18 protein-coding genes are annotated in these 19,418 nt (G+C 56.2%); 9 read left to right on the top strand and 9 right to left on the bottom strand.

The features are described from left to right. Positions 1-14 precede the first annotated feature (14 nt). The gene (locus tag QMP16_RS18875; protein WP_058275136.1) at positions 15-911 is read left to right on the top strand and encodes a ParB/RepB/Spo0J family partition protein; all 897 of its coding nucleotides are present in this window, start codon (positions 15-17) and stop codon (positions 909-911) included. Here QMP16_RS18875 and QMP16_RS18870 read toward each other — a convergent pair. Genes QMP16_RS18870 through rph form a run of 4 tightly spaced genes read right to left on the bottom strand, consistent with a single transcriptional unit; the run spans position 901 to position 3,726 of the window. Beyond that, a complete protein-coding gene (locus QMP16_RS18870; protein ID WP_282119793.1) occupies positions 901-1,254 on the bottom strand; it encodes a YbaN family protein in 354 nt (117 codons plus the stop codon). The genes QMP16_RS18875 and QMP16_RS18870 overlap by 11 nt on opposite strands. 3 nt (positions 1,255-1,257) lie before the next feature. Further along, the gene (gene hemW, locus QMP16_RS18865; protein ID WP_282153639.1) at positions 1,258-2,409 is read right to left on the bottom strand and encodes a radical SAM family heme chaperone HemW; all 1,152 of its coding nucleotides are present in this window, start codon (positions 2,407-2,409) and stop codon (positions 1,258-1,260) included. Next, entirely contained in the window at positions 2,402-3,016 is a 615-nt protein-coding gene (rdgB, locus tag QMP16_RS18860) for an RdgB/HAM1 family non-canonical purine NTP pyrophosphatase (RefSeq protein WP_282153638.1), read from the bottom strand. Before rdgB ends, hemW begins: the two co-directional genes overlap by 8 nt. Next, the gene (rph, locus tag QMP16_RS18855; RefSeq protein WP_058279370.1) at positions 3,013-3,726 is read right to left on the bottom strand and encodes a ribonuclease PH; all 714 of its coding nucleotides are present in this window, start codon (positions 3,724-3,726) and stop codon (positions 3,013-3,015) included. The genes rdgB and rph overlap by 4 nt, the downstream gene beginning before the upstream one ends. Before the next feature lie 112 nt (positions 3,727-3,838). Between rph and hrcA the strand changes: the two genes are divergently transcribed. Further along, on the top strand, positions 3,839-4,903 hold the full coding sequence (gene hrcA, locus QMP16_RS18850; RefSeq protein WP_282153637.1) for a heat-inducible transcriptional repressor HrcA: 1,065 nt from the start codon (positions 3,839-3,841) through the stop codon (positions 4,901-4,903). Between the two features lie 10 nt (positions 4,904-4,913). Continuing rightward, positions 4,914-5,477 (top strand): nucleotide exchange factor GrpE, encoded by a 564-nt coding sequence (locus tag QMP16_RS18845; protein ID WP_058275130.1) that lies wholly within the window; start codon positions 4,914-4,916, stop codon positions 5,475-5,477. Positions 5,478-5,535: 58 nt separating this feature from the next. Here the strand turns inward: QMP16_RS18845 and mutS are convergent, their stop codons facing one another. Next, positions 5,536-8,151: a DNA mismatch repair protein MutS gene (gene mutS / locus QMP16_RS18840; RefSeq protein WP_282153679.1), complete on the bottom strand. Its 2,616-nt coding sequence runs from the start codon at positions 8,149-8,151 to the stop codon at positions 5,536-5,538. Between the two features lie 161 nt (positions 8,152-8,312). Between mutS and QMP16_RS18835 the strand changes: the two genes are divergently transcribed. Continuing rightward, positions 8,313-10,568, top strand: a complete 2,256-nt coding sequence (locus tag QMP16_RS18835; protein WP_282153636.1) for an NADP-dependent malic enzyme — start codon at positions 8,313-8,315, stop codon at positions 10,566-10,568. Positions 10,569-10,571: 3 nt separating this feature from the next. Beyond that, positions 10,572-11,444 carry a ribokinase gene (locus QMP16_RS18830; RefSeq protein ID WP_282153635.1) on the top strand — a complete coding sequence of 291 codons (873 nt, stop codon included), beginning with the start codon at positions 10,572-10,574 and terminating at the stop codon, positions 11,442-11,444. Here the strand turns inward: QMP16_RS18830 and msrA are convergent. The 3 genes from msrA to QMP16_RS18815 form a co-directional block, all read right to left on the bottom strand. Further along, positions 11,441-12,112, bottom strand: coding sequence for a peptide-methionine (S)-S-oxide reductase MsrA (gene msrA / locus QMP16_RS18825; RefSeq protein ID WP_282153634.1), 672 nt, complete (start codon positions 12,110-12,112; stop codon positions 11,441-11,443). The two genes, QMP16_RS18830 and msrA, sit on opposite strands and share 4 nt — an antisense overlap. A gap of 98 nt (positions 12,113-12,210) precedes the next feature. Further along, positions 12,211-12,492, bottom strand: a complete 282-nt coding sequence (locus QMP16_RS18820) for an SCP2 sterol-binding domain-containing protein (protein WP_282153633.1) — start codon at positions 12,490-12,492, stop codon at positions 12,211-12,213. A 148-nt stretch (positions 12,493-12,640) separates the two neighbouring features. Further along, positions 12,641-13,867, bottom strand: a complete 1,227-nt coding sequence (locus QMP16_RS18815) for an argininosuccinate synthase (protein WP_282153632.1) — start codon at positions 13,865-13,867, stop codon at positions 12,641-12,643. A 177-nt stretch (positions 13,868-14,044) separates the two neighbouring features. On the opposite strand from QMP16_RS18815, the gene QMP16_RS18810 reads away from it, so the two are divergent. From QMP16_RS18810 to QMP16_RS18795, 4 genes are all read left to right on the top strand, one after another. Then, positions 14,045-14,776: a hypothetical protein gene (locus QMP16_RS18810; protein WP_282153631.1), complete on the top strand. Its 732-nt coding sequence runs from the start codon at positions 14,045-14,047 to the stop codon at positions 14,774-14,776. A gap of 61 nt (positions 14,777-14,837) precedes the next feature. Further along, entirely contained in the window at positions 14,838-16,064 is a 1,227-nt protein-coding gene (gene ilvA, locus QMP16_RS18805) for a threonine ammonia-lyase IlvA (RefSeq protein WP_282153630.1), read from the top strand. A 175-nt stretch (positions 16,065-16,239) separates the two neighbouring features. After that, entirely contained in the window at positions 16,240-17,874 is a 1,635-nt protein-coding gene (locus QMP16_RS18800; RefSeq protein ID WP_282153678.1) for an SAM-dependent methyltransferase, read from the top strand. A 5-nt stretch (positions 17,875-17,879) separates the two neighbouring features. Then, positions 17,880-18,764, top strand: a complete 885-nt coding sequence (locus QMP16_RS18795; RefSeq protein WP_282153629.1) for a glycosyltransferase family protein — start codon at positions 17,880-17,882, stop codon at positions 18,762-18,764. Positions 18,765-19,084: 320 nt separating this feature from the next. Here QMP16_RS18795 and QMP16_RS18790 read toward each other — a convergent pair whose 3' ends face one another. Beyond that, positions 19,085-19,408 (bottom strand): Hpt domain-containing protein, encoded by a 324-nt coding sequence (locus QMP16_RS18790; RefSeq protein ID WP_282153628.1) that lies wholly within the window; start codon positions 19,406-19,408, stop codon positions 19,085-19,087. Between the last annotated feature and the right edge of the window lie 10 nt (positions 19,409-19,418).

The following is a 19,418-nucleotide window of genomic DNA, read 5'->3' as shown; positions in this document are numbered from 1 at the left end:
GTGAGGAGGGCACCGTGGCCGCCAAAAAAACAAAACCCAGAGGTTTGGGCCGGGGACTTTCCGCTTTGATGGCGGATGTGACGCAGGATACCGGGGGGCTTATGCCCACAGACCCGCGCCGTCCGGATATGAAAGTCCCGATTGAAAAACTGCGAGCGAACCCGAACCAGCCACGCAGAACCTTTCAGCAAGAGCGATTGGATGAACTTGCGGCCTCGGTCAAGGAAAAGGGCATCATTCAGCCGCTGATCGTGCGTGAGGTTCGCGGCGGCGACTATGAAATCGTGGCAGGCGAACGCCGCTGGCGTGCGGCTCAGATGGCGCAGCTGCATGATATCCCGGTTATCGTGCGGGATTTTGACGACACCGAAGTTCTGGAAGTCGCCATTATCGAGAATATTCAACGCGCAGACCTGAACGCTGTTGAAGAGGCCGCGGGTTACAAGCAGTTGATGGACCGTTTTGGCCATACACAGGAAAAACTGGCCGAAGCATTGGGTAAAAGCCGCAGCCATATTGCGAACCTTTTACGTTTGCTGTCGTTGCCTATGGACGTTCAGAAGCTTGTTGTTGAAGGAAAACTGTCTGCCGGTCATGCTCGGGCGCTGATCACAGCTGAAGACCCTTCTGAGTTGGCGAAGATCGTCGTCAAGGACGGGCTAAGCGTGCGTGCGACCGAAGCGTTGGTGAAAAAACAACAGCAGGGGGATGCTCCTCAGGCGGCGCCGCGGTCCAGGAACCTGAATGCTGGTAAGGATGCGGATACGCGCGCGCTGGAGAAGGATCTTTCGGCCATTCTGGCGATGAAAGTAGCCATCAACCACAAAGCGGGATCGGAAACGGGGCAGGTCGTGCTGACTTACGAAAACCTCGATCAATTGGATGACCTGTGCGCCAAGCTCAGCCGTTAGGGCGGGTCCAGATAAAAATCATCACGCAGCTGAGGACGACTGCCTGAATGATCAGGACATGGCTTGGAAGTGCAAGAATGACAGACAATCCAAAAACGGCGGCAACCGACAGGGTGGCCGCCTTTTTTGCGGCTGGACGAATCGCGCCAGAGCGTTGCCAATCCAAGATCATCGGCCCGAAGGTTCCATGACTGACCAACCAAGTGTGCAGTCGGGAGGAAGATCGGGCAAAAAAGAACGCAGCCAGCAAAAGAAACGGGACCGTCGGCAGCAGCGGCAACACAATGCCGACAACAGCCAACCCGACGCAGATCAATCCCATTGCGGCCCAGAGGTACTGCATCGTTTATCCCAATAACTCTCGAATGACCGCATTCAGGACTGCGCGACCATCTTTTGTGGCGATCAATCGGCCGTTTGATCGGTGTATCATACCCAGCTCTTCCAGGTCTCTCAGCTTGTTTTCTGGCAGTGTGAGATCGGAAAGCGCATTGAAACGATCAACATCTAGTCCTTCGGTAACTCTCATACCCATCATAAGGTATTCACTTGCCTGATCTTGCGTAGATAGCAATGATCTTTCTTTCTCACCGTTTCCTTTTTCAACAGCACTGAGCCAGGCATTGGGTGACAGATAGGTCTCTGTCGCTATCTTCTGGCCGTCCAGTGTAATACGCCCGTGCGCGCCGGGGCCGACACCGACGTAATCTCCGTAACGCCAATAGATCAAGTTGTGCCGGGATTCTGCCCCCGGACGGGCATGGTTGGAAACCTCATAGGCGGGCAAGCCGCGGGCTTCGCAGATCTCTTGTGTGGCCAGATACATGTCGGCGGCGTGGTCATCCTCGGGCAGTCCACGCAGCTTACCAACTGCATACCGGTCCCCAAAGGCAGTGCCTTCCTCGATCGTCAATTGATAGAGCGAGAGGTGATCGATGGCCATCGACAGCGCCTCGGTCAGCTCCGCTTGCCAGGCCTTCGGGGTTTGGTGCTGACGCGCGTAAATCATGTCAAAGCTGACACGGTCAAAGCAGGTGCGGGCAATGGCAAAGGCGGCGCGGGCCTCGGCGACCGTGTGGATGCGACCCAATCGGCGCAGGTCTTCGTCATTCAGGGCCTGAACGCCCATGGAAACGCGGTTCACGCCCGCATCGCGATAGGCGGCAAACCGGCCTGCCTCGACCGATCCGGGGTTGGCCTCAAGCGTGACTTCCATGTCATTTGCAGGGCGCCAGAGCTTGCGCGCCTCGTCGATAATGGCTGCCACCGTTTCTGGTGCCATAAGGGACGGTGTGCCGCCGCCAAAGAAGATTGTGTTCAAAACCCGGTCAGGGGCTTCAGATGCCGAGCGGCGCAGTTCAGTCAAATACGATTCAAGCCATTGTTTTTGATCAATATTTTTCGAAACATGGCTGTTGAAATCGCAATAGGGGCACTTAGCCTCGCAAAAAGGCCAGTGCACATAGAGGCCGAAGCCTCCATGCCGCCAGTCATCCACTGAAACAGCCTTGAACAAAGGCGTTTACGGCGCGTCCGCGATGGCTGATTTTGTGCTTTTCCGCCGGAACCATTTCCGCACAGGTCACATCGTGCCCGTCCGGTTGGAACATCGGGTCATAGCCAAAGCCGTTTTCCCCACGGATGGGCCAGACAAGCTGACCGGGCATGACGCCCTCAAACACTTCGTCGTGACCATCGGGCCAGGCCAGAACCAGCGTGCAGCGAAATTGAGCAGTGCGGGGATGAGGTGCCTGTACGGCCTCGAGCTCATCATGTGCGCGGGTCATCGCCATCAGGAAATCACGGCCATTGCCGGTTTCTGCCCAATCGGCAGTGTAAACACCGGGCGCGCCGTCCAGCGCGTCAATGGTGATCCCGGAATCGTCCGACAGGGCAGGCAGGCCGGTAGCTTGTGCCGCCGCATGGGCCTTGATCCGGGCGTTACCGACGAACGTATCTTCGGTTTCTTCCGGTTCCGGCAGGTTCATCTCTGCCGCGCCAACAACCTTCACGCCGAAGGCCTCAAGGAGATGGGTCATCTCATCAAGCTTGCCTTTGTTGTGCGTAGCCACCAGCAGCCTGTCGCCGTCGAACTTGCGGGTCATGCGGTGGCTGCCTTTTGGGCCGCAACCAGCTCACCCACGCCTTTTTCTGCCAGATCCATCAGCTGGTTCATTTGATCACGGCTGAAAACAGAGCCCTCGGCGCTCATCTGCACTTCGATCAATTTGCCTGATCCGGTCATGATGAAGTTACCGTCAACGCCGGCTTCGCTGTCTTCGGGATAGTCCAGATCCAGGACCGGTTGGCCCGCGTAGATGCCGCAGGATACGGCGGCGACGGGATCGACCAGCGGGTCGGAAATGACGTCACCGGTTTTCATCAGCTTGTTCACGGCCAGACGCAGCGCAACCCAACCACCGGTGATCGAGGCGCAGCGGGTGCCGCCATCAGCCTGGATAACATCGCAGTCCACGGTGATCTGACGCTCACCCAATGCAACCCGATCCACGCCTGCGCGCAGCGAGCGACCGATCAGGCGTTGAATTTCTACGGTACGGCCGCCTTGCTTGCCGCTGGCCGCCTCACGCCGCATGCGGGTATTTGTTGCCCGGGGCAACATACCGTATTCGGCAGTAACCCAACCCAGGCCCGAGCCCTTGATGAACGGTGGCACGCGATCCTCAATCGTGGCGGTGCACAGGACATGGGTATCGCCTATTTTGATCAGGCAGGAACCTTCGGCATGTTTGGTAAACCCCGTTTCGATTGAAACGGCGCGCATTTCGCTTAAATCTCGTCCTGAGGGTCGCATGGAAAATCCTTTGTTTGCTGGGTTGGGGATAACGTCCCCGTGCCTTAGGATGCAACCCCGATTGACCTTTCAGATGTCTGCGATTTAATGCCGATCCAGCAGAGGATTGCCGATGAGCAAAGCAAGTAGAGTTCTGGACGAAATGAATGACCGGTCACGCGAGGTGTTCCGGTTGATTGTCGAGAGCTATCTGGACAGCGGCGAACCGGTCGGAAGCCGCTCGCTGACCCGCACATTGTCGGAAAAGGTTAGCGCCGCCACCGTACGCAATGTGATGCAGGATCTCGAATTTTTGGGTCTGCTCGACAGCCCGCATGTCAGTGCAGGTCGAGTGCCCACGCAGATGGGTCTGCGGATGTTTGTCGATGGGCTGCTTGAAGTGGGCGATCTTGGTGTCGACGATCGGCAGAAGCTGGATGAAACACTAGGCTCTAACGCAGGTGATGTGGGCGGGATGCTGGACCGAGTTGGTTCGGCCTTGTCACACGTGACACATGGCGCATCGCTGGTTCTGACTCCCAAGCAAGAGTCCGAGATCAAGCATATTGAGTTCGTCTCGCTGGCCCATGACCGCGCTTTGGTGGTTCTGGTCTTTGCGGACGGGCATGTGGAAAACCGGCTATTCACGCCTCCGCCGGGTCAGACACCCAGTTCGATGCGCGAGGCGGCAAATTTTTTGAATTCCCTGATCGAAGGACGAACGCTCAGCGAAGTGCGGCGTCAGATGCAGACCCAGATTGCCGCGCGCAGGCAGGAAATTGATGTATTAGCGCGCGAGATGGTCGAAAGCGGCATGGCGGCCTGGGATGGGGACGGGACAGACTCGGCCCGTTTGATCGTGCGCGGGCGGGCGAATCTGCTGGGGGAGCCTGGCGAAGCCGAGGAATTGGACCGAATCCGAACGTTGTTTGACGACCTGGAGCGAAAGCAAGACATTGCTGAATTCCTCGAATTGACCGAAGAAGGCGAGGGTGTGCGCATTTTTATCGGCTCTGAGAACAAACTTTTCTCACTTTCGGGTTCCTCTTTGGTGGTGTCTCCATATATGAACGCTGATCGAAAGATAATTGGTGCGGTTGGGGTCATCGGACCCACTCGTCTGAATTATGGGCGGATCGTGCCGATCGTGGATTATACGGCGCAACTGGTCGGCAAACTGATTTCCGACCGGAGCTAGAGGGTAAGAGATGGCAGAGCCCAAAAACGAAGAATTTCTGGACGATATCGCAGCCGCCGAGGCGGAAGAGCTGGCCGAGGAATTTGCCGAGATCAGTGAAGAAGCGCTGGAACTTGATGCGCTGCGTGCTGAGCGGGATGATTTCAAAGACAAGTTCATGCGCGCGCTGGCGGATGCGGAAAACGCGCGCAAGCGGGGTGACCGGGCGCGCCGCGATGCGGAACAATATGGCGGATCGAAGCTGGCCCGCGACATGCTGCCGGTTTACGACAACATGAAACGTGCGCTTGAAGCCGCGACCGATGAGCAGAAAGAAGTGGCAGGACCTCTTCTGGAAGGCGTGGAACTGACCATGCGTGCGCTGAAGGACGTGTTCCAAAAGCATGGGATGGAAGTGATCACGCCCGAAGTTGGCGACCGGTTTGATCCCAACGTGCACGAAGCGATGTTCGAGGCCCCGGTGCCGGGTACCCGTGCAGGTGACATAATACAGGTGTCCGCAGAAGGCTTCATGTTACATGATCGCCTGCTGCGGCCGGCGCAGGTTGGGGTGTCGTCTACTCCGGCAAGTTAATTGGCTTCGTTAAAGCCAAGCCTTGGGCGAGAGTATTTTTGAAAAGATGAAGGGGCGGTCAGGTTTTGGCCGCCTCTTTCAGTTTGTAGATCAGGTCGAGTGCTTCTCGCGGGGTAAGCTCATCCGGCAGAATATCGTCCAGCATGCCGGTTACCGGAGAAGCTTTGGGCGCTGGTGGTGGCGGTGGCGGGGCGGCTGAAAACAAAGGCAGATCGTCGATCAGGGTCTTTTGCTTCCCCCCTTCACGTTCGGTTTTTTCAAGTTGGTCCAGCACGATACGAGCACGTTCAACGACTGAAGCTGGCAGTCCTGCCAATTGGGCGACCTGGACACCATAGGACCTGTCAGCCGCGCCTTTGTGGACTTCGTGCAGGAAGATCACCTCGCCTTCCCATTCTTTGACAGCAACGATGGCGTTTTCCACGCCTTCCAGTTTGCCGGCAAGTGCGGTGAGTTCATGGTAATGGGTTGCGAACAGGGCGCGGCATTTGTTGGAGGCGTGCAGATGTTCCAGCGTGGCCCAGGCGATGGACAGGCCATCATAGGTTGCCGTGCCGCGACCTATTTCATCAAGAATAACGAGAGCGCGGTCATCAGCCTGATTGAGGATGGCGGCGGTTTCGACCATTTCGACCATAAAGGTCGAGCGTCCGCGGGCCAAATCATCCGACGCTCCGACGCGGCTGAACAGTTGGCTGACTAGCCCGACATGCGCCTGTTCCGCAGGCACGTAACTGCCCATCTGGGCAAGCAGGGCAATCAGGGCATTCTGGCGTAGGAAGGTCGATTTACCGGCCATGTTGGGACCTGTCAGCAGCCATATCGCCGCGCCTTTATCAGCACTGAGATCGCAGTCATTGGCGATGAAGGCGTCGCCGTTTTGCTGGCGCAATGCCTGTTCGACCACCGGGTGTCTTCCGCCCTGAACATCGAACGCGCGTGAGGCATCAACTTGCGGGCGACACCAGTTTTCACCACGCGCCAGATCGGCCAGAGCAGTGGTCAGATCCAGTTCAGCCAAACCGCGCGCTGTTTGGTTGAGACGTGCGGCCTTATCCAGAATTTCGCCAGAAAGCCTTGCATAGAGCCGTTTTTCTATCTCAAGCGCCAAGTTTCCGGCGTTTAGAATGCGGGTCTCGATCTCGGACAGCTCCACTGTCGTGAACCGGACTTGGTTGGCGGTTGTTTGGCGGTGGATATAGGTCTCAGAAAATGGAGGATTCAGCATTTTCTCGGCATGGGTAGCCGTTGTTTCGATGAAATAGCCCAGCACATTGTTATGCTTGATCTTCAGTGACGTGATGCCGGTGTGTTCCGCATATTTCTGCTGAAACCCGGCAATGACGGAACGACCTTCGTCGCGTAGGGTGCGGGCTTCGTCCAGTTCGGCATCATAACCCGGGGCGATGAACCCGCCGTCTCGGGCCAGCAATGGGGGTTCGGCCACAAGCGCTTCGTCAAGCAGGTTCAGTAGGTCGTCAAATCCGACCAGATTTTGAAGGGCAGTGGCCAGAAGAACCGGCAGGTCTTGACCCGCGCAGAGTTCAGCGATTGCGGCGGCCTGTGTCAGGCCGTTGCGAATGGCGGTCAGATCCCGCGGGCCACCCCGATCCAGTGACAGTCGGGACAGCGCCCGGTCCAGATCCGGGGTCTTGCGCAAAGCCTCACGCAGGTCTGATGTGATCAAGCTGTCTTCGGCCGCAAAAGTTACAGCATCCAGCCGCCCATGGATGACGTCCAGATTGCGGGATGGGCTGGAAAGCCGCTGGTCCAACAGTCGTGCACCACCCGGTGTGACGGTGCGATCCATCACAGACAGCAGCGAACCAGCGCGGCCACCGGACAGGGATCGGGTCAGTTCCAGATTGCGCCGTGTGGCAGCGTCGATCTGAACGACTCGGTCCTCGGATTCTTTCAGTGGGGTTTGCAGAAGCGGCAGTTTGCCTTTTTGCGTGATTTCCAGATAGTCGATCAACGCACCCATGGCCGAAATTTCAGCCCGGCCGAAACTGCCAAACGCGTCCAGTGCGCCCACATGAAACAGCCCGCAGATGCGCTTTTCCGCCGCAGTGCTGTCGAAGCTGGCCCGCCCGATTGGGGTCAGTGAGATACCCAGATCCATAACGGGTTCGTTCAGTTTGTCCTGCACACCATCGGCCACGATCAACTCGGATGGTGCCAGCCGGGCCAGTTCGGGACTGAGGCGCACTGAGGTCAAAGGCATCACGTGAAACGCCCCGGTCGAGATATCGGCCCAGGCCAGCGCGGCCTCATCACGAACCTCGGCATATGCGGCTAGGAAGTTGTGGCGGCGCGCCTCAAGCAGGGCATCTTCGGTCAAAGTTCCAGGCGTCACCAGACGCACAACATCGCGTTTTACGACCGATTTAGAGCCTCTTTTCTTGGCTTCAGCCGGACTTTCCATCTGTTCGCAGACGGCCACGCGAAACCCTTTTCGGATCAGCGTCAGCAGATACCCTTCAGCCGCATGGACCGGTACGCCGCACATCGGAATGTCGGTGTCGTTATGCTTTCCGCGTTTGGTCAAGGCGATGTCCAGCGCTTCGGCGGCGTTGACGGCGTCCTGAAAGAACATCTCGTAAAAGTCGCCCATGCGGTAAAACAGCAAGGCATCGGCATGCGCCTCTTTGATTTCGAGATACTGCGCCATCATAGGCGTGACTGTGGACAAGGCTGACCCCTTTTGGCGTATTCCGGTCGCGACCTTACAAATCCACGCATCTCGACGAAAGGTGAAAAGTATTCTCGTTGAGGCGCGCGCCTGCCTGCGCTATGAGGCAAAAGTCCCGCAGATGTAAAGAAACGACCCATCACATGCCCAAAGCGAAGATCACCAAAGAAGAGGCGCTGGCCTTTCACCTCGACCCGACACCCGGCAAGTGGGAGGTTCAGGCCACCGTTCCCATGACGACGCAACGCGATCTGTCGCTGGCTTATAGCCCCGGTGTCGCTGTTCCATGTGAAGCTATCGCCGAAAACCCAGAGACTGCTTACGACTATACCAACAAGGGCAATCTGGTTGCGGTGATCTCAAACGGTACTGCCGTTCTGGGCCTTGGTAATCTTGGCGCGCTGGGTTCGAAGCCGGTGATGGAGGGGAAATCAGTCCTGTTCAAACGGTTCGCTGATGTGAACTCGATCGATATCGAACTGGATACCGAAGACCCGGACGAATTCTGCCGCGCTGTGCGTCTGATGGGACCGACCTTTGGCGGCATCAACCTGGAAGACATCAAGGCGCCCGAGTGTTTCATCATCGAGCAGCGCCTGAAGGAAGAGATGGACATCCCAGTCTTCCACGACGACCAACACGGCACGGCGGTGATCTGTGCGGCGGGTCTGCTGAACGCGCTGCGTATCTCGGGCAAAAAGATCGAAGACGTGAAAATCGTGCTGAACGGCGCGGGTGCGGCGGGTATCGCCTGTATCGAGCTGCTCAAGTCGATGGGCGCAAAACACGAGAACTGCATCGTCTGCGACACCAAGGGCGTGATCTACCAAGGCCGAACCGAGGGCATGAACCAGTGGAAATCCGCCCACGCGATCACCACCGAGTTGCGCACATTGGAAGAGGCGATGAGGGGCGCGGACGTGTTCCTTGGCGTGTCGGTCAAAGGCGCGGTGACGCAGGATATGGTTGCCAGCATGGCGGACAATCCCGTGATTTTTGCCATGGCGAACCCAGATCCTGAGATCACGCCGGAAGAGGCGCATGAGGTTCGCGTTGATGCCATCGTCGCCACCGGGCGCAGCGATTATCCGAACCAGGTGAACAACGTTCTGGGCTTCCCTTACCTGTTCCGCGGCGCGCTGGACATTCACGCCCGCGCTATCAATGACGAGATGAAGATCGCTTGCGCCCATGCACTGGCCAATCTGGCGCGCGAGGATGTGCCGGATGAGGTTGCCATGGCCTATGGCAAATCTCTGACCTTTGGCCGGGATTACATTATCCCGACGCCGTTCGACCCACGCCTGATCCACCGTATTCCGCCCGCCGTGGCAAGGGCCGGGATGGACACCGGAGCAGCCCGCCGCCCGATCATTGACATGGACGCCTATGAGCTGAGCCTGAAATCCCGCATGGACCCGACCGCCAGCATCCTGCGCGGCCTGAACGCCCGTGCACGTCAGGCGCAAAGCCGGATGATCTTTGCCGAAGGCGACGATCCACGCGTCTTGCGCGCGGCGGTGATGTATCAGCGATCGGGTTTTGGCAAGGCGCTTGTTGTTGGTCGCCCTGACGATGTGAAGGAAAAGCTGGAAGCCGCCGGCCTGGAGGACGCGGTGCGCGAGCTGGAGGTGATTAACGCCTCCACAACCACACATCTCGAAGCCTATAAGGATTTTCTTTACAAGCGTCTGCAGCGCAGTGGCTTTGATCGCAAGGATATCCATCGTCTGGCCGCGCGAGACCGCCATGTGTTCTCTTGCTTGATGCTGGCACATGGCCACGCCGATGGCATGGTCACCGGTGCAACGCGGAAATCGGCACATGTGCTGGAACGCATCAATCATGTGTTTGACGCTGATGCCGAACATGGGGCCGTTGGTGTAACGGCGCTGTTGCACAAGGGTAAGATCGTTCTGATTGGTGACACGCTGGTCCATGAATGGCCGGATGAGCATGATCTGGCCAATATCGCCGAACGCTCGGCCTCAGTCGCGCGGCATTTGGGGCTGGACCCACGCGTTGCCTTTGTCAGCTTTTCCACCTTCGGCTATCCGGTATCTGAACGGGCTGAGAAAATGCACGTAGCGCCTGAGATTCTGGATAAGCGCGGCGTCGATTTCGAATATGATGGCGAGATGACCGTGGATGTGGCGCTGAACGTGGAACAGCAAGAGGCCTATCCCTTCTCGCGTCTGACGGGCCCGGCGAATATCCTGATTGTTCCAGCACGGCATTCGGCCTCGATCTCGACCAAGCTGATGCAAGAGATGGGTGGCGCGAACGTCATTGGCCCTATCCTGACCGGTGTCGATAAGCCGATTCAGATCTGTTCGACTGGCTCGACAGCAAATGACATTCTGAACATGGCCATTCTGGCCTCTTGCGATATTGGATAAACCGTGACGATCTGGAACCTAGGCTCGATCAATGCGGACATGGTCTATGCCCTGCCGCATCTGCCCACTGCCGGTGAAACCCTGGCCGCTTCGAACTTGGAGCGGTTTCTGGGTGGCAAAGGGGCCAACATGTCCGTTGCAGCGGCGCGTGCCGGATCGCGCGTGGCGCATATCGGTGGAATTGGGCCGGACGGGCGCTGGGCCTTGGATCGCATGACCGAATATGGCGTCGACACCCGGTTCATTGCCGAGGTCGACGTGCCCACAGGTCACGCGATCATTGCGGTGGACGAGCAGGGTGAGAACCAGATCATTCTGTATCCCGGCGCGAACCACGCCATCGAGCAGGATCAGCTGGGACAGGCCTTATCGCAGGCTGGTCCCGGTGATCTGCTGGTCATGCAGAACGAGACCAACGCGCAGGTCGAGGCCGCCCGCATGGGCCGTGATCTTGGACTGACCGTCTGCTATGCCGCCGCGCCGTTTCAGGCTGATGCCGTGCAGGCGGTGCTGCCTTATCTGGATTTCCTGATCCTGAATGAGGTCGAAGCAGAACAGCTGCGCGAAAGTACGGGCCAATCCGTCGCTGAATTGCCTGTTAAGCATGTACTGGTCACGTTGGGGTCTAAGGGCGCGCGCTACCTACCCAAAGATGGCGACGTGCTTGAGATCTCGGCACACAAGGTGAAAGCCGTGGACACGACCGGCGCAGGGGATACCTTCACCGGTTACGTTCTGGCCGGAATGGACCGCGGGTTGCCGATGCCGCAGGCGATTGCACAAGCAAATCGTGCCGCGGCCCTGATGGTCACGCGGCACGGCACGGCGGATGTTATTCCCGACCTCAAAGAGGTGCTGGAAGCCCGGTTCCGTTAGGACCCGGCGAAAGGTGCATTGCTACCCCAGAGCTGTTTGACGCGCGCATCCCGACCGCAGGCTTTGCGGTAGGCTTTGTATGCGTTTTTCTGGCGTTTCGGACCAAAGCGGGTGAGCACCAGCTTGTCGCCCTTGTAGTAATCCTGATGGTAAGCCTCGGCCGGGTAAAAGGTGCCCGCATTCAAGATGGGCGTGACTACGGTTTGACCCAGCGCTTGCTGCGCATTGGCTTTGGCTTTCTGCGCTAACGCCTTTTCGCCTGTGTTAGAGACAAATACAGCAGTGCGATAGCTGTTGCCGCGATCACAGAACTGGCCGCCTGCATCGGTTGGATCAACGGAACGGAAGAACATGCTCAGCAGCGTTTCACGGGAAACCCGCGCAGAGTCGAAGGTGATCTGAACAGCCTCGTAATGGCCGGTGCCACCTTTCGTCACTTGGTCATAAGTCGGATTGGCTGTCTTACCGCCGGTAAAGCCGGATACGGCGCCAATCACGCCGGGAACCGATTCAAAATCGGATTCAACGCACCAGAAACACCCTCCGGCGACGGTCAGGGTTTCGGTGCCGGCAGCTGGTGCGGGCAGGGCGCGCAGCATCGCGGCCAGTGTGATCAGGACAAACAGAAGCGACGGTTTAACGAAACAGAGGTATGTGGTCCGGGTCATGGCAGATCTCCTTCTGAGATCAGGCTGCCCCTACTTTTCTGCCGTTGCAATCCGCTGACATGGTTTGTCACGCGCTGGTGAGGCGAGTTTATCGGCGCTTACCCCAGCAACTGTCCCAGTTTCATTGCCACACCCATATTGCCCGAGATCTTGAGCTTGCCCAATGCCACGCCGGTCATTGGGTTCAGCTTGCCGGTCAGCAGTTTGGTCAGGTTTTCCTGTGAAATTCGAATTGTGCAGTCTGCATCCTGATCTTGCGTCGTCGCCTGATTGTCGATCAGCACGATCACCCCGTCATCACCGCAATCGAACTTGAGAGAGCCTTCAAACGTCTTGTCTTTCAAACCATTTTGAATCCCGTCGGCGATGTCCTGAAGCATAGTCTACCCTTTCCCTGTTGACCCTTGCGTAAAGAAAAACGGGCGAAACAGGCAAGGGTGACGCCACTGGAACTGACTGGCCAGTGGAGACAAAGAAAAACCCGGCGCCTTCTTGGACACCGGGTTCATCATCCAACAATGGCGCGACTTACTTGGACAGACGCTTTTCGCGCGCGGCCAGCAATTTCAGGCGCAGGGCGTTCAACTGGATAAATCCGGCTGCGTCTTTCTGATCATATGCCCCGGCATCGTCTTCAAAGGTCACGTGTTCCTCAGAATACAGCGAGTGATCCGACCAGCGGCCAACGGTCGAGGCCAGACCTTTGTACAGTTTGACGCGGACGGTACCGGTGACGTGTTCCTGCGACTTGTCGATCGCGGCTTGCAGCATTTCGCGTTCGGGTGAGTACCAGAAGCCGTTATAGATTGCTTCCGCATATTGGGGCATCAACTGGTCTTTCAGGTGCATCGCGCCACGGTCCATAGTGATGGATTCGATGCCACGGTGTGCTTCCAGCAGGACGGTGCCGCCAGGCGTTTCATAGATGCCGCGCGATTTCATGCCAACAAAGCGACCCTCGACCAGATCCAGACGCCCGATGCCGTGTTTGCCGCCATATTCGTTCAGCTTGGTCAGAATGGCTGCGGGGCTCATCGCTTTGCCATTGATGCTGACCGCGTCGCCTTTTTCAAAGCCGATCTCGATGAATTCGGGCTCGTTCGGCGCGTCCTCGGGGTGAACCGTGCGCTGATAGACATAGTCGGGCGCCATATCGGCAGGGTCTTCCAGAACCTTACCCTCGGACGAAGTGTGCAGCAGGTTGGCATCAACCGAGAAGGGTGCCTCGCCGCGTTTGTCCTTGGCGATCGGGATCTGGTTCGCTTCGGCAAATTCCAGCAGCTTGGTGCGGCTGGTCAGGTCCCATTCGCGCCAGGGTGCGATCACCTTGATGTCGGGGTTCAGCGCGTAAGCCGCCAGTTCGAACCGCACCTGATCGTTGCCCTTGCCGGTCGCGCCGTGGGCCACCGCGTCGGCACCGGTGGCTTCGGCAATCTCAACCAGACGTTTCGAGATCAGCGGGCGCGCGATCGAGGTGCCCAGCAGATACAGGCCCTCATACTGCGCATTGGCGCGGAACATGGGGAAGACAAAATCGCGGACGAATTCTTCTCGGACATCCTCAATAAAGATATTCTCGGGCTTGATTCCCAGCATCTCGGCCTTTTGGCGCGCTGGCTCAAGTTCCTCACCCTGACCCAGATCGGCAGTGAAGGTTACGACCTCACAACCATACTCGGTCTGCAGCCATTTCAGGATGATCGAAGTATCAAGGCCACCGGAATAGGCCAGAACAACTTTCTTGGGCGCGGACATCTGACTTCCCCTTATTCATAAGACGATTGGCCCCTAACGGGTTTTGTGAGCGGGGGCAAGTTATCTGCGTTGACGCAGGGTCTGAATTGGGGTGAAACGGTCGGATAGAGAACAAGGATTGGTTGAGAGGGCGGTTCAACGATGTTGGGTTGGCAGATTTTTGTCCATTCCGTGCGGATGGTATTTGGAAATATCAAACAGGTGCTGCAGATCACTGTAGGTCCCGCCTTGATCGCAACAGCGCTGATCGTAGCGCTGTTCATGGTGTCAGGCATTCCGTTGGAAGCTTTTGACGAAGGCGCAGGAGAATTGCCACCGGGAGCGTCGGTGGGCGGTATTTTTCTATTCGTTTTTGGCCTGATCGCCGTGCTTTTTGTCACAATCTTCTGGATCGCGGTCTCTTGGCACCGCTATATCCTGCTCGAAGAATATCCCACTGGTATCTTCCCAACCTTTCGGTTCGATAGAATTCTCGCCTATCTGGGACGTGTCTTGATGTTGGGAATACTGATGGTGATCGCGTCGATGCCGATGGGGCTGGTCTTTGCATTGCTTGGGGAAAGCGTCGCAGGTTTGTCGATCATCGTGTTCTTGGTTTACATGGTCTTTCTGATCGTGTGCTTCTACCGTGTGTCGATCATCCTGCCTGCAGCCGCTATTGGGGATCCAATCACACTCGGTGAAGCTTGGAACAGCACGAGAGATATCGCAGGATCGATATTGGTACTGCTTGTTGTTTCGTTCCTGTTCCAGTTTCTTGTGCAGCTTGTTTTCACAGCTCTGGCGATCATTCCGGTGCTGGGGATCTTGTTGACGGTGTTCTTTGGAACCTTGGTTTTGCCGATGATCAACGTCAGCATCCTGACAACCATGTACGGAATCTTCATCGAAAAGCGGGAACTCACCTGATCGCGCCCGTACACATATGTATTCCTTGCCCTTTTTGTCGGGATAAGCCAGTGAAGCGTTCATGACCGATTTCGTGACCCGCGCCCGCGCTGCCGAACAGGTGATGCGTTCTGTTTTTCCGGCAACACCGTTGCAACGGAATGCCCATCTGTCCGACCGCTATGGCGCCGATATCTGGCTTAAGCGTGAGGATCTCAGCCCGGTGCGGTCTTACAAGATCCGCGGCGCGTTCAATGCCATGCGCAAGCAGCAAGGGCAGGATCTGTTCGTCTGCGCCAGTGCGGGCAATCATGCGCAGGGTGTTGCCTATATGTGCAAACATCTGAACGTGCGCGGTGTCATTTTCATGCCTGTGACCACGCCGCAGCAGAAAATCCAGAAGACCCGGATTTTCGGTGGCGACAATATCGAGGTCCACCTGACCGGAGACTATTTCGACGACACGCTGGCCGCCGCGCAAGACTGGTGCGCCCAGCAAGGTGGATACTTTCTGTCGCCCTTTGATGATGAGGATGTGATCGAAGGTCAGGCTTCCTTAGCGGTTGAGATTGAGGAACAGCTTGGACAGGTTCCCGATCATGTCATCTTGCCAGTGGGTGGTGGTGGCATGTCGTCTGGCGTGGCCACATGGTTCGGGGATCGCACCCATTGTTTGTTCGTGGAACCGGCCGGTGGCGCCTGTCTGCGTGCTGCATTGGCGGCGGGTCATCCGGTGGCTCTGGATCACGTGGATACATTTGTCGACGGTGCGGCGGTGGGCCGGATCGGTGAAAAACCGTTTGAGCTGTTGAAATCCCGCCACCTGTCCGACGTTTTGGTTCTGTCAGAAGACCGCATCTGTACCACCATGATAGAAATGCTGAACGTCGAGGGCATCGTTCTGGAACCAGCGGGGGCCCTGGCGGTTGAGGCCGTGGGCGACGTGCAAAGCTTCATTCGCGGCAAGACCGTGGTGTGCGTCACCTCGGGCGGCAATTTCGATTTCGAACGCTTGCCCGAGGTCAAGGAGCGGGCGCAGCGGTATTTGGGCGTCAAAAAGTACTTCATCCTCCGCCTGCCACAACGTCCAGGCGCGTTGAAGGAATTTCTGGGCATTCTAGGTCCTGAGGACGATATTGCCCGCTTTGAGTACATGAAAAAATCGGCCCGCAATTTCGGATCTGTCCTGATCGGTATCGAAACGCGAAAGCCTGAGAATTTTGTGCGCCTGTTCGCACATCTTGATGATGCGGGCTTTACCTATACCGATATCACCGAAGACGAAACGCTGGCGCAGTTTGTGATCTGACGAGTGCAAACTCGACGGCTGCTGGATCACGGGCCTGCTTGTGGCGTCGTCGTTCGCTCGGCAGCGTGGGTGCAGGTCAACAGGATGGGAACGCTTTTGTCCAAATTCCCTCTAGAGACAGCTCCGGTTGCCGGATAGTGTACAGCCACCAACATCCTCAGATAGCTTGATCAAAATGACATACGTACAAGATGCCGAACACAACATTTGGGTTCGCAACGATTCCGCAGACATCCTCTATTCGGATGGTGTCGCGAAGGAGGACAGACTCTTTAATGGTGTATCAAGCTGCAAGGATCGATCCGTAAATTCATCTGAGATCGACGCATTGATCACGGATTGGGCTTCGGAATACCATTTCTCGTCCAAGCGTCACTTTGTGCTCAAAGGCTTGGACTTCAAGAAAAACCAGTCGGTGCTGGAGTTAGGTTGCGGTTGCGGTGCCATTTCCAGGTATCTGGCAGAGCAGGGCGTGGATCTAACGTCCGTCGAAGGAACGGTTTCGCGTGCACGAACCGCATCAAAACGTTGCGAAGACCTGCCGAACGCCGAGTTTTATGTCGACAATTTCACCAAATTTCAGTCCGACAAAAAATTCGATTGGGTCCTCTTTGTTGGCGTGCTGGAATATGCGCCGTTGTTTGGTGACCAGAATGACCCGTTCGGTTCTTATTTGGAAGTGGCCAAGCGGCACCTAAAGTCTGGCGGTAAAATGGTCATCGCGATCGAGAACAAGCTTGGTTTGAAGTACTGGAACGGGGCGTCAGAAGATCACGTGGGAAGCCCTTACTACGGAATCCACGATTTGTATGATGGGGGCTCAGCTGAAACATTCAGTAAGCGGGAAATAGCGAATCTACTGTCTGACAGAGGTTTTGAACATCAAGAATTCCAATACGCTTTTCCAGATTACAAAGTCTGTGAAACTTTGCTTACCGAGGCAGGCCTTACTGCTTCTGACTTCAATTCCTCTGATCTGCTTCTGGGCACCCGTTCACGCGACTACAGCCGAAAGTGGGAGCCAGCATTCGCAGACGGTCTTGCCATCTCTACTCTAAACAAGGCCGGGCTTCTTGGTGAGTTCGCCAACTCGTTTCTGATCGTTGCAAGCTCTCGGAAATTCAAACACGCCGCGAAACTTGCGTTCACGCATAACATCGGAAAACGGCACCTGGCATTTACTTGCGAGACCGCATTTGTGCCCCTCAGTGGTCAGATATCCGTTCAAAAAACGACAGCGATCTCAGGGCCGGACAGGAAAATTGACGTCGGTCCTTACACCATTTGTCACGACACTTCTTCCGCGCCATATGTTTCAGGCGCCAGCGAGGGTGGCCAGATTATCCGCCAGATGCACCGAACCCCGCGTCCCGTCCGTCTTTGGCGGAGTTTTGTGCCTTGGGCAGAGCATCTGAAAGCCGAGTGCACGCAAACAGCGGATAGCAACTCAAGTGAAGACTGGACCATCGACGGTTCTTATGTGGACGCAACACCATTCAATTTCATCAGAACCCCCACCGGGCTAAAGCAAATTGATGTTGAATGGCGGGCAGAACAAGACATTCCGTTGGGGTGGGTGATCGCGCGCGGTGTCAGGCAGGTCCTGATGCATGGATCGCCCAAGATTTCATACGATCAAGCAAGAATTTTTGGCACCGCAAGAATGGTATTGGAAGGTATTGGTTTGACGCTGACGAATGACGAATATGATCGTTTCACACAGCTTGAGCGTTCTTTCATGCGTGCCGTCAAATCTGCCCCGGCAAAAAAAAAAGATCCTCAACATCGCGCAGAACTGACCCGGTCCTGATTGCTGTGAAATCACCCTATCAAGAAGGCAAGCAGCACAGTTGGGGGGAAAAAATATATGCACACAGCCTTGCTGACGCTTTTTCCAACATTGGTCTTCCTGCGCGGGTAGATGATCACAACGAGTGGTCATCAAAATCTAACGCCGACGAAGCGGCCGTTTTGATTCGCGGTAAGTTGAAATATCCGTATGAAGCAAAACGGGGCTCTGCCAGTTGGCTAATCAGCGAGATGATTCAGAGCGAGGTTTCAAAAGAGGCCGACAATCATACAGCCAACTTCTTCGCATCGCGTCTCTTTTTCGAGGGAATCAAAGTCCGCCCACAGGATTCCGTTCTTTTTCAGGCAACGGATCATCGTATTTTCTACCCGGGCGAGCGCGACTATGATGGTCCTACGCTGTTTGTCGGAAACAACTACCGCAGATGGGAAGTTCGACCCGTCATTCAGAAAGCGTTGACCGAGGATTTGCCAGTCGACGTCTATGGAGACAGGTGGGATCGGAAATTAAACGCTGATCGCCTTCGTGCTGCAAGCATTTCGAACCTCCAGTTGGGTGAACTATATCGATCCGCGGGCGTCGTCCTGAACGATCACCGCCCCACAATGCTTGAGAATGGTCTGATATCCAACCGGATATTTGATGTTCTTGCCTGCGCAGTCCCTCTGATTTCAGACAGAATTAAAGGCCTGCCTGAAGGGTTCGAGGAGTTCATATACATGTTTGATGAAGACACGCCTTTGACGGATCTAATCACACAGGCAAAAACGGAATCGGCTGCAAAACGTCGCAAGCGCACAGATTTCGCGCAACACGTCGTGCAGGAGTACAGTTTTCTGGCAGCGGCAAAAACTATCGCTGCCAGCTTGGGGTTATCACGGAAAGCCTAACCGGAACTGACATGCATTATTAGAATACCCTCAGATCCGTTTCCTTCTTTGTTCGACGTTCACTAGAGCTTTGACAACCGGTAGAAAATGCACTGTTGCGGGCAGGAATGAACGCCAAGGTTTGCGCCACCTAGGACGCACGAACAGAGAGCTGCAGTATGCAAGACTGCGTGGAGTTGTACTGACACGAGGCGTTGCGGACCCTAAAAAAGATGGGGGATCGAACTTTAACTCAGGATTGAGGATTGGAATTCAACTTCAAGAAATCCCGTTTGCCGTGAAAACCTGGAGCTTGAGGGGCGCATATATGACCTTGGCCGTTAAAGGTCACCCAACCCTGCCTTGAATTCTATGGCAGAGCGTTCGAATACACTGAGGATATTGGCAAAGTCGACCGCCTGGCTGTCCCCTTGCGCCGATTGTCGTTCCCCATCCTGACACAGCTTGGCCAAAGCCTCGAACCCAAGGCTCAAGGCGCTGCCTTTTACGAAATGCAGGTTTTGTTCAAACTCTGTGCGGACGGTGTCGTTCCGCAGCCGGGTAAGGGCTTCGTTCACCTCATCAAGGAAGATCTGCACCACTTCATCAAACTCACTGGCACCAACCTCGTCCCTTAGTTGCCGGACCCTGGACCAGTTGATCATGCCATCCTCG

It is taken from the genome of Ruegeria atlantica (assembly GCF_947495585.1).
Lineage (GTDB): Bacteria > Pseudomonadota > Alphaproteobacteria > Rhodobacterales > Rhodobacteraceae > Ruegeria > Ruegeria atlantica_G.
The sequence above is the reverse complement of the archived record's forward strand: the minus strand, read 5'-3'. Positions and strand labels throughout refer to the sequence as shown.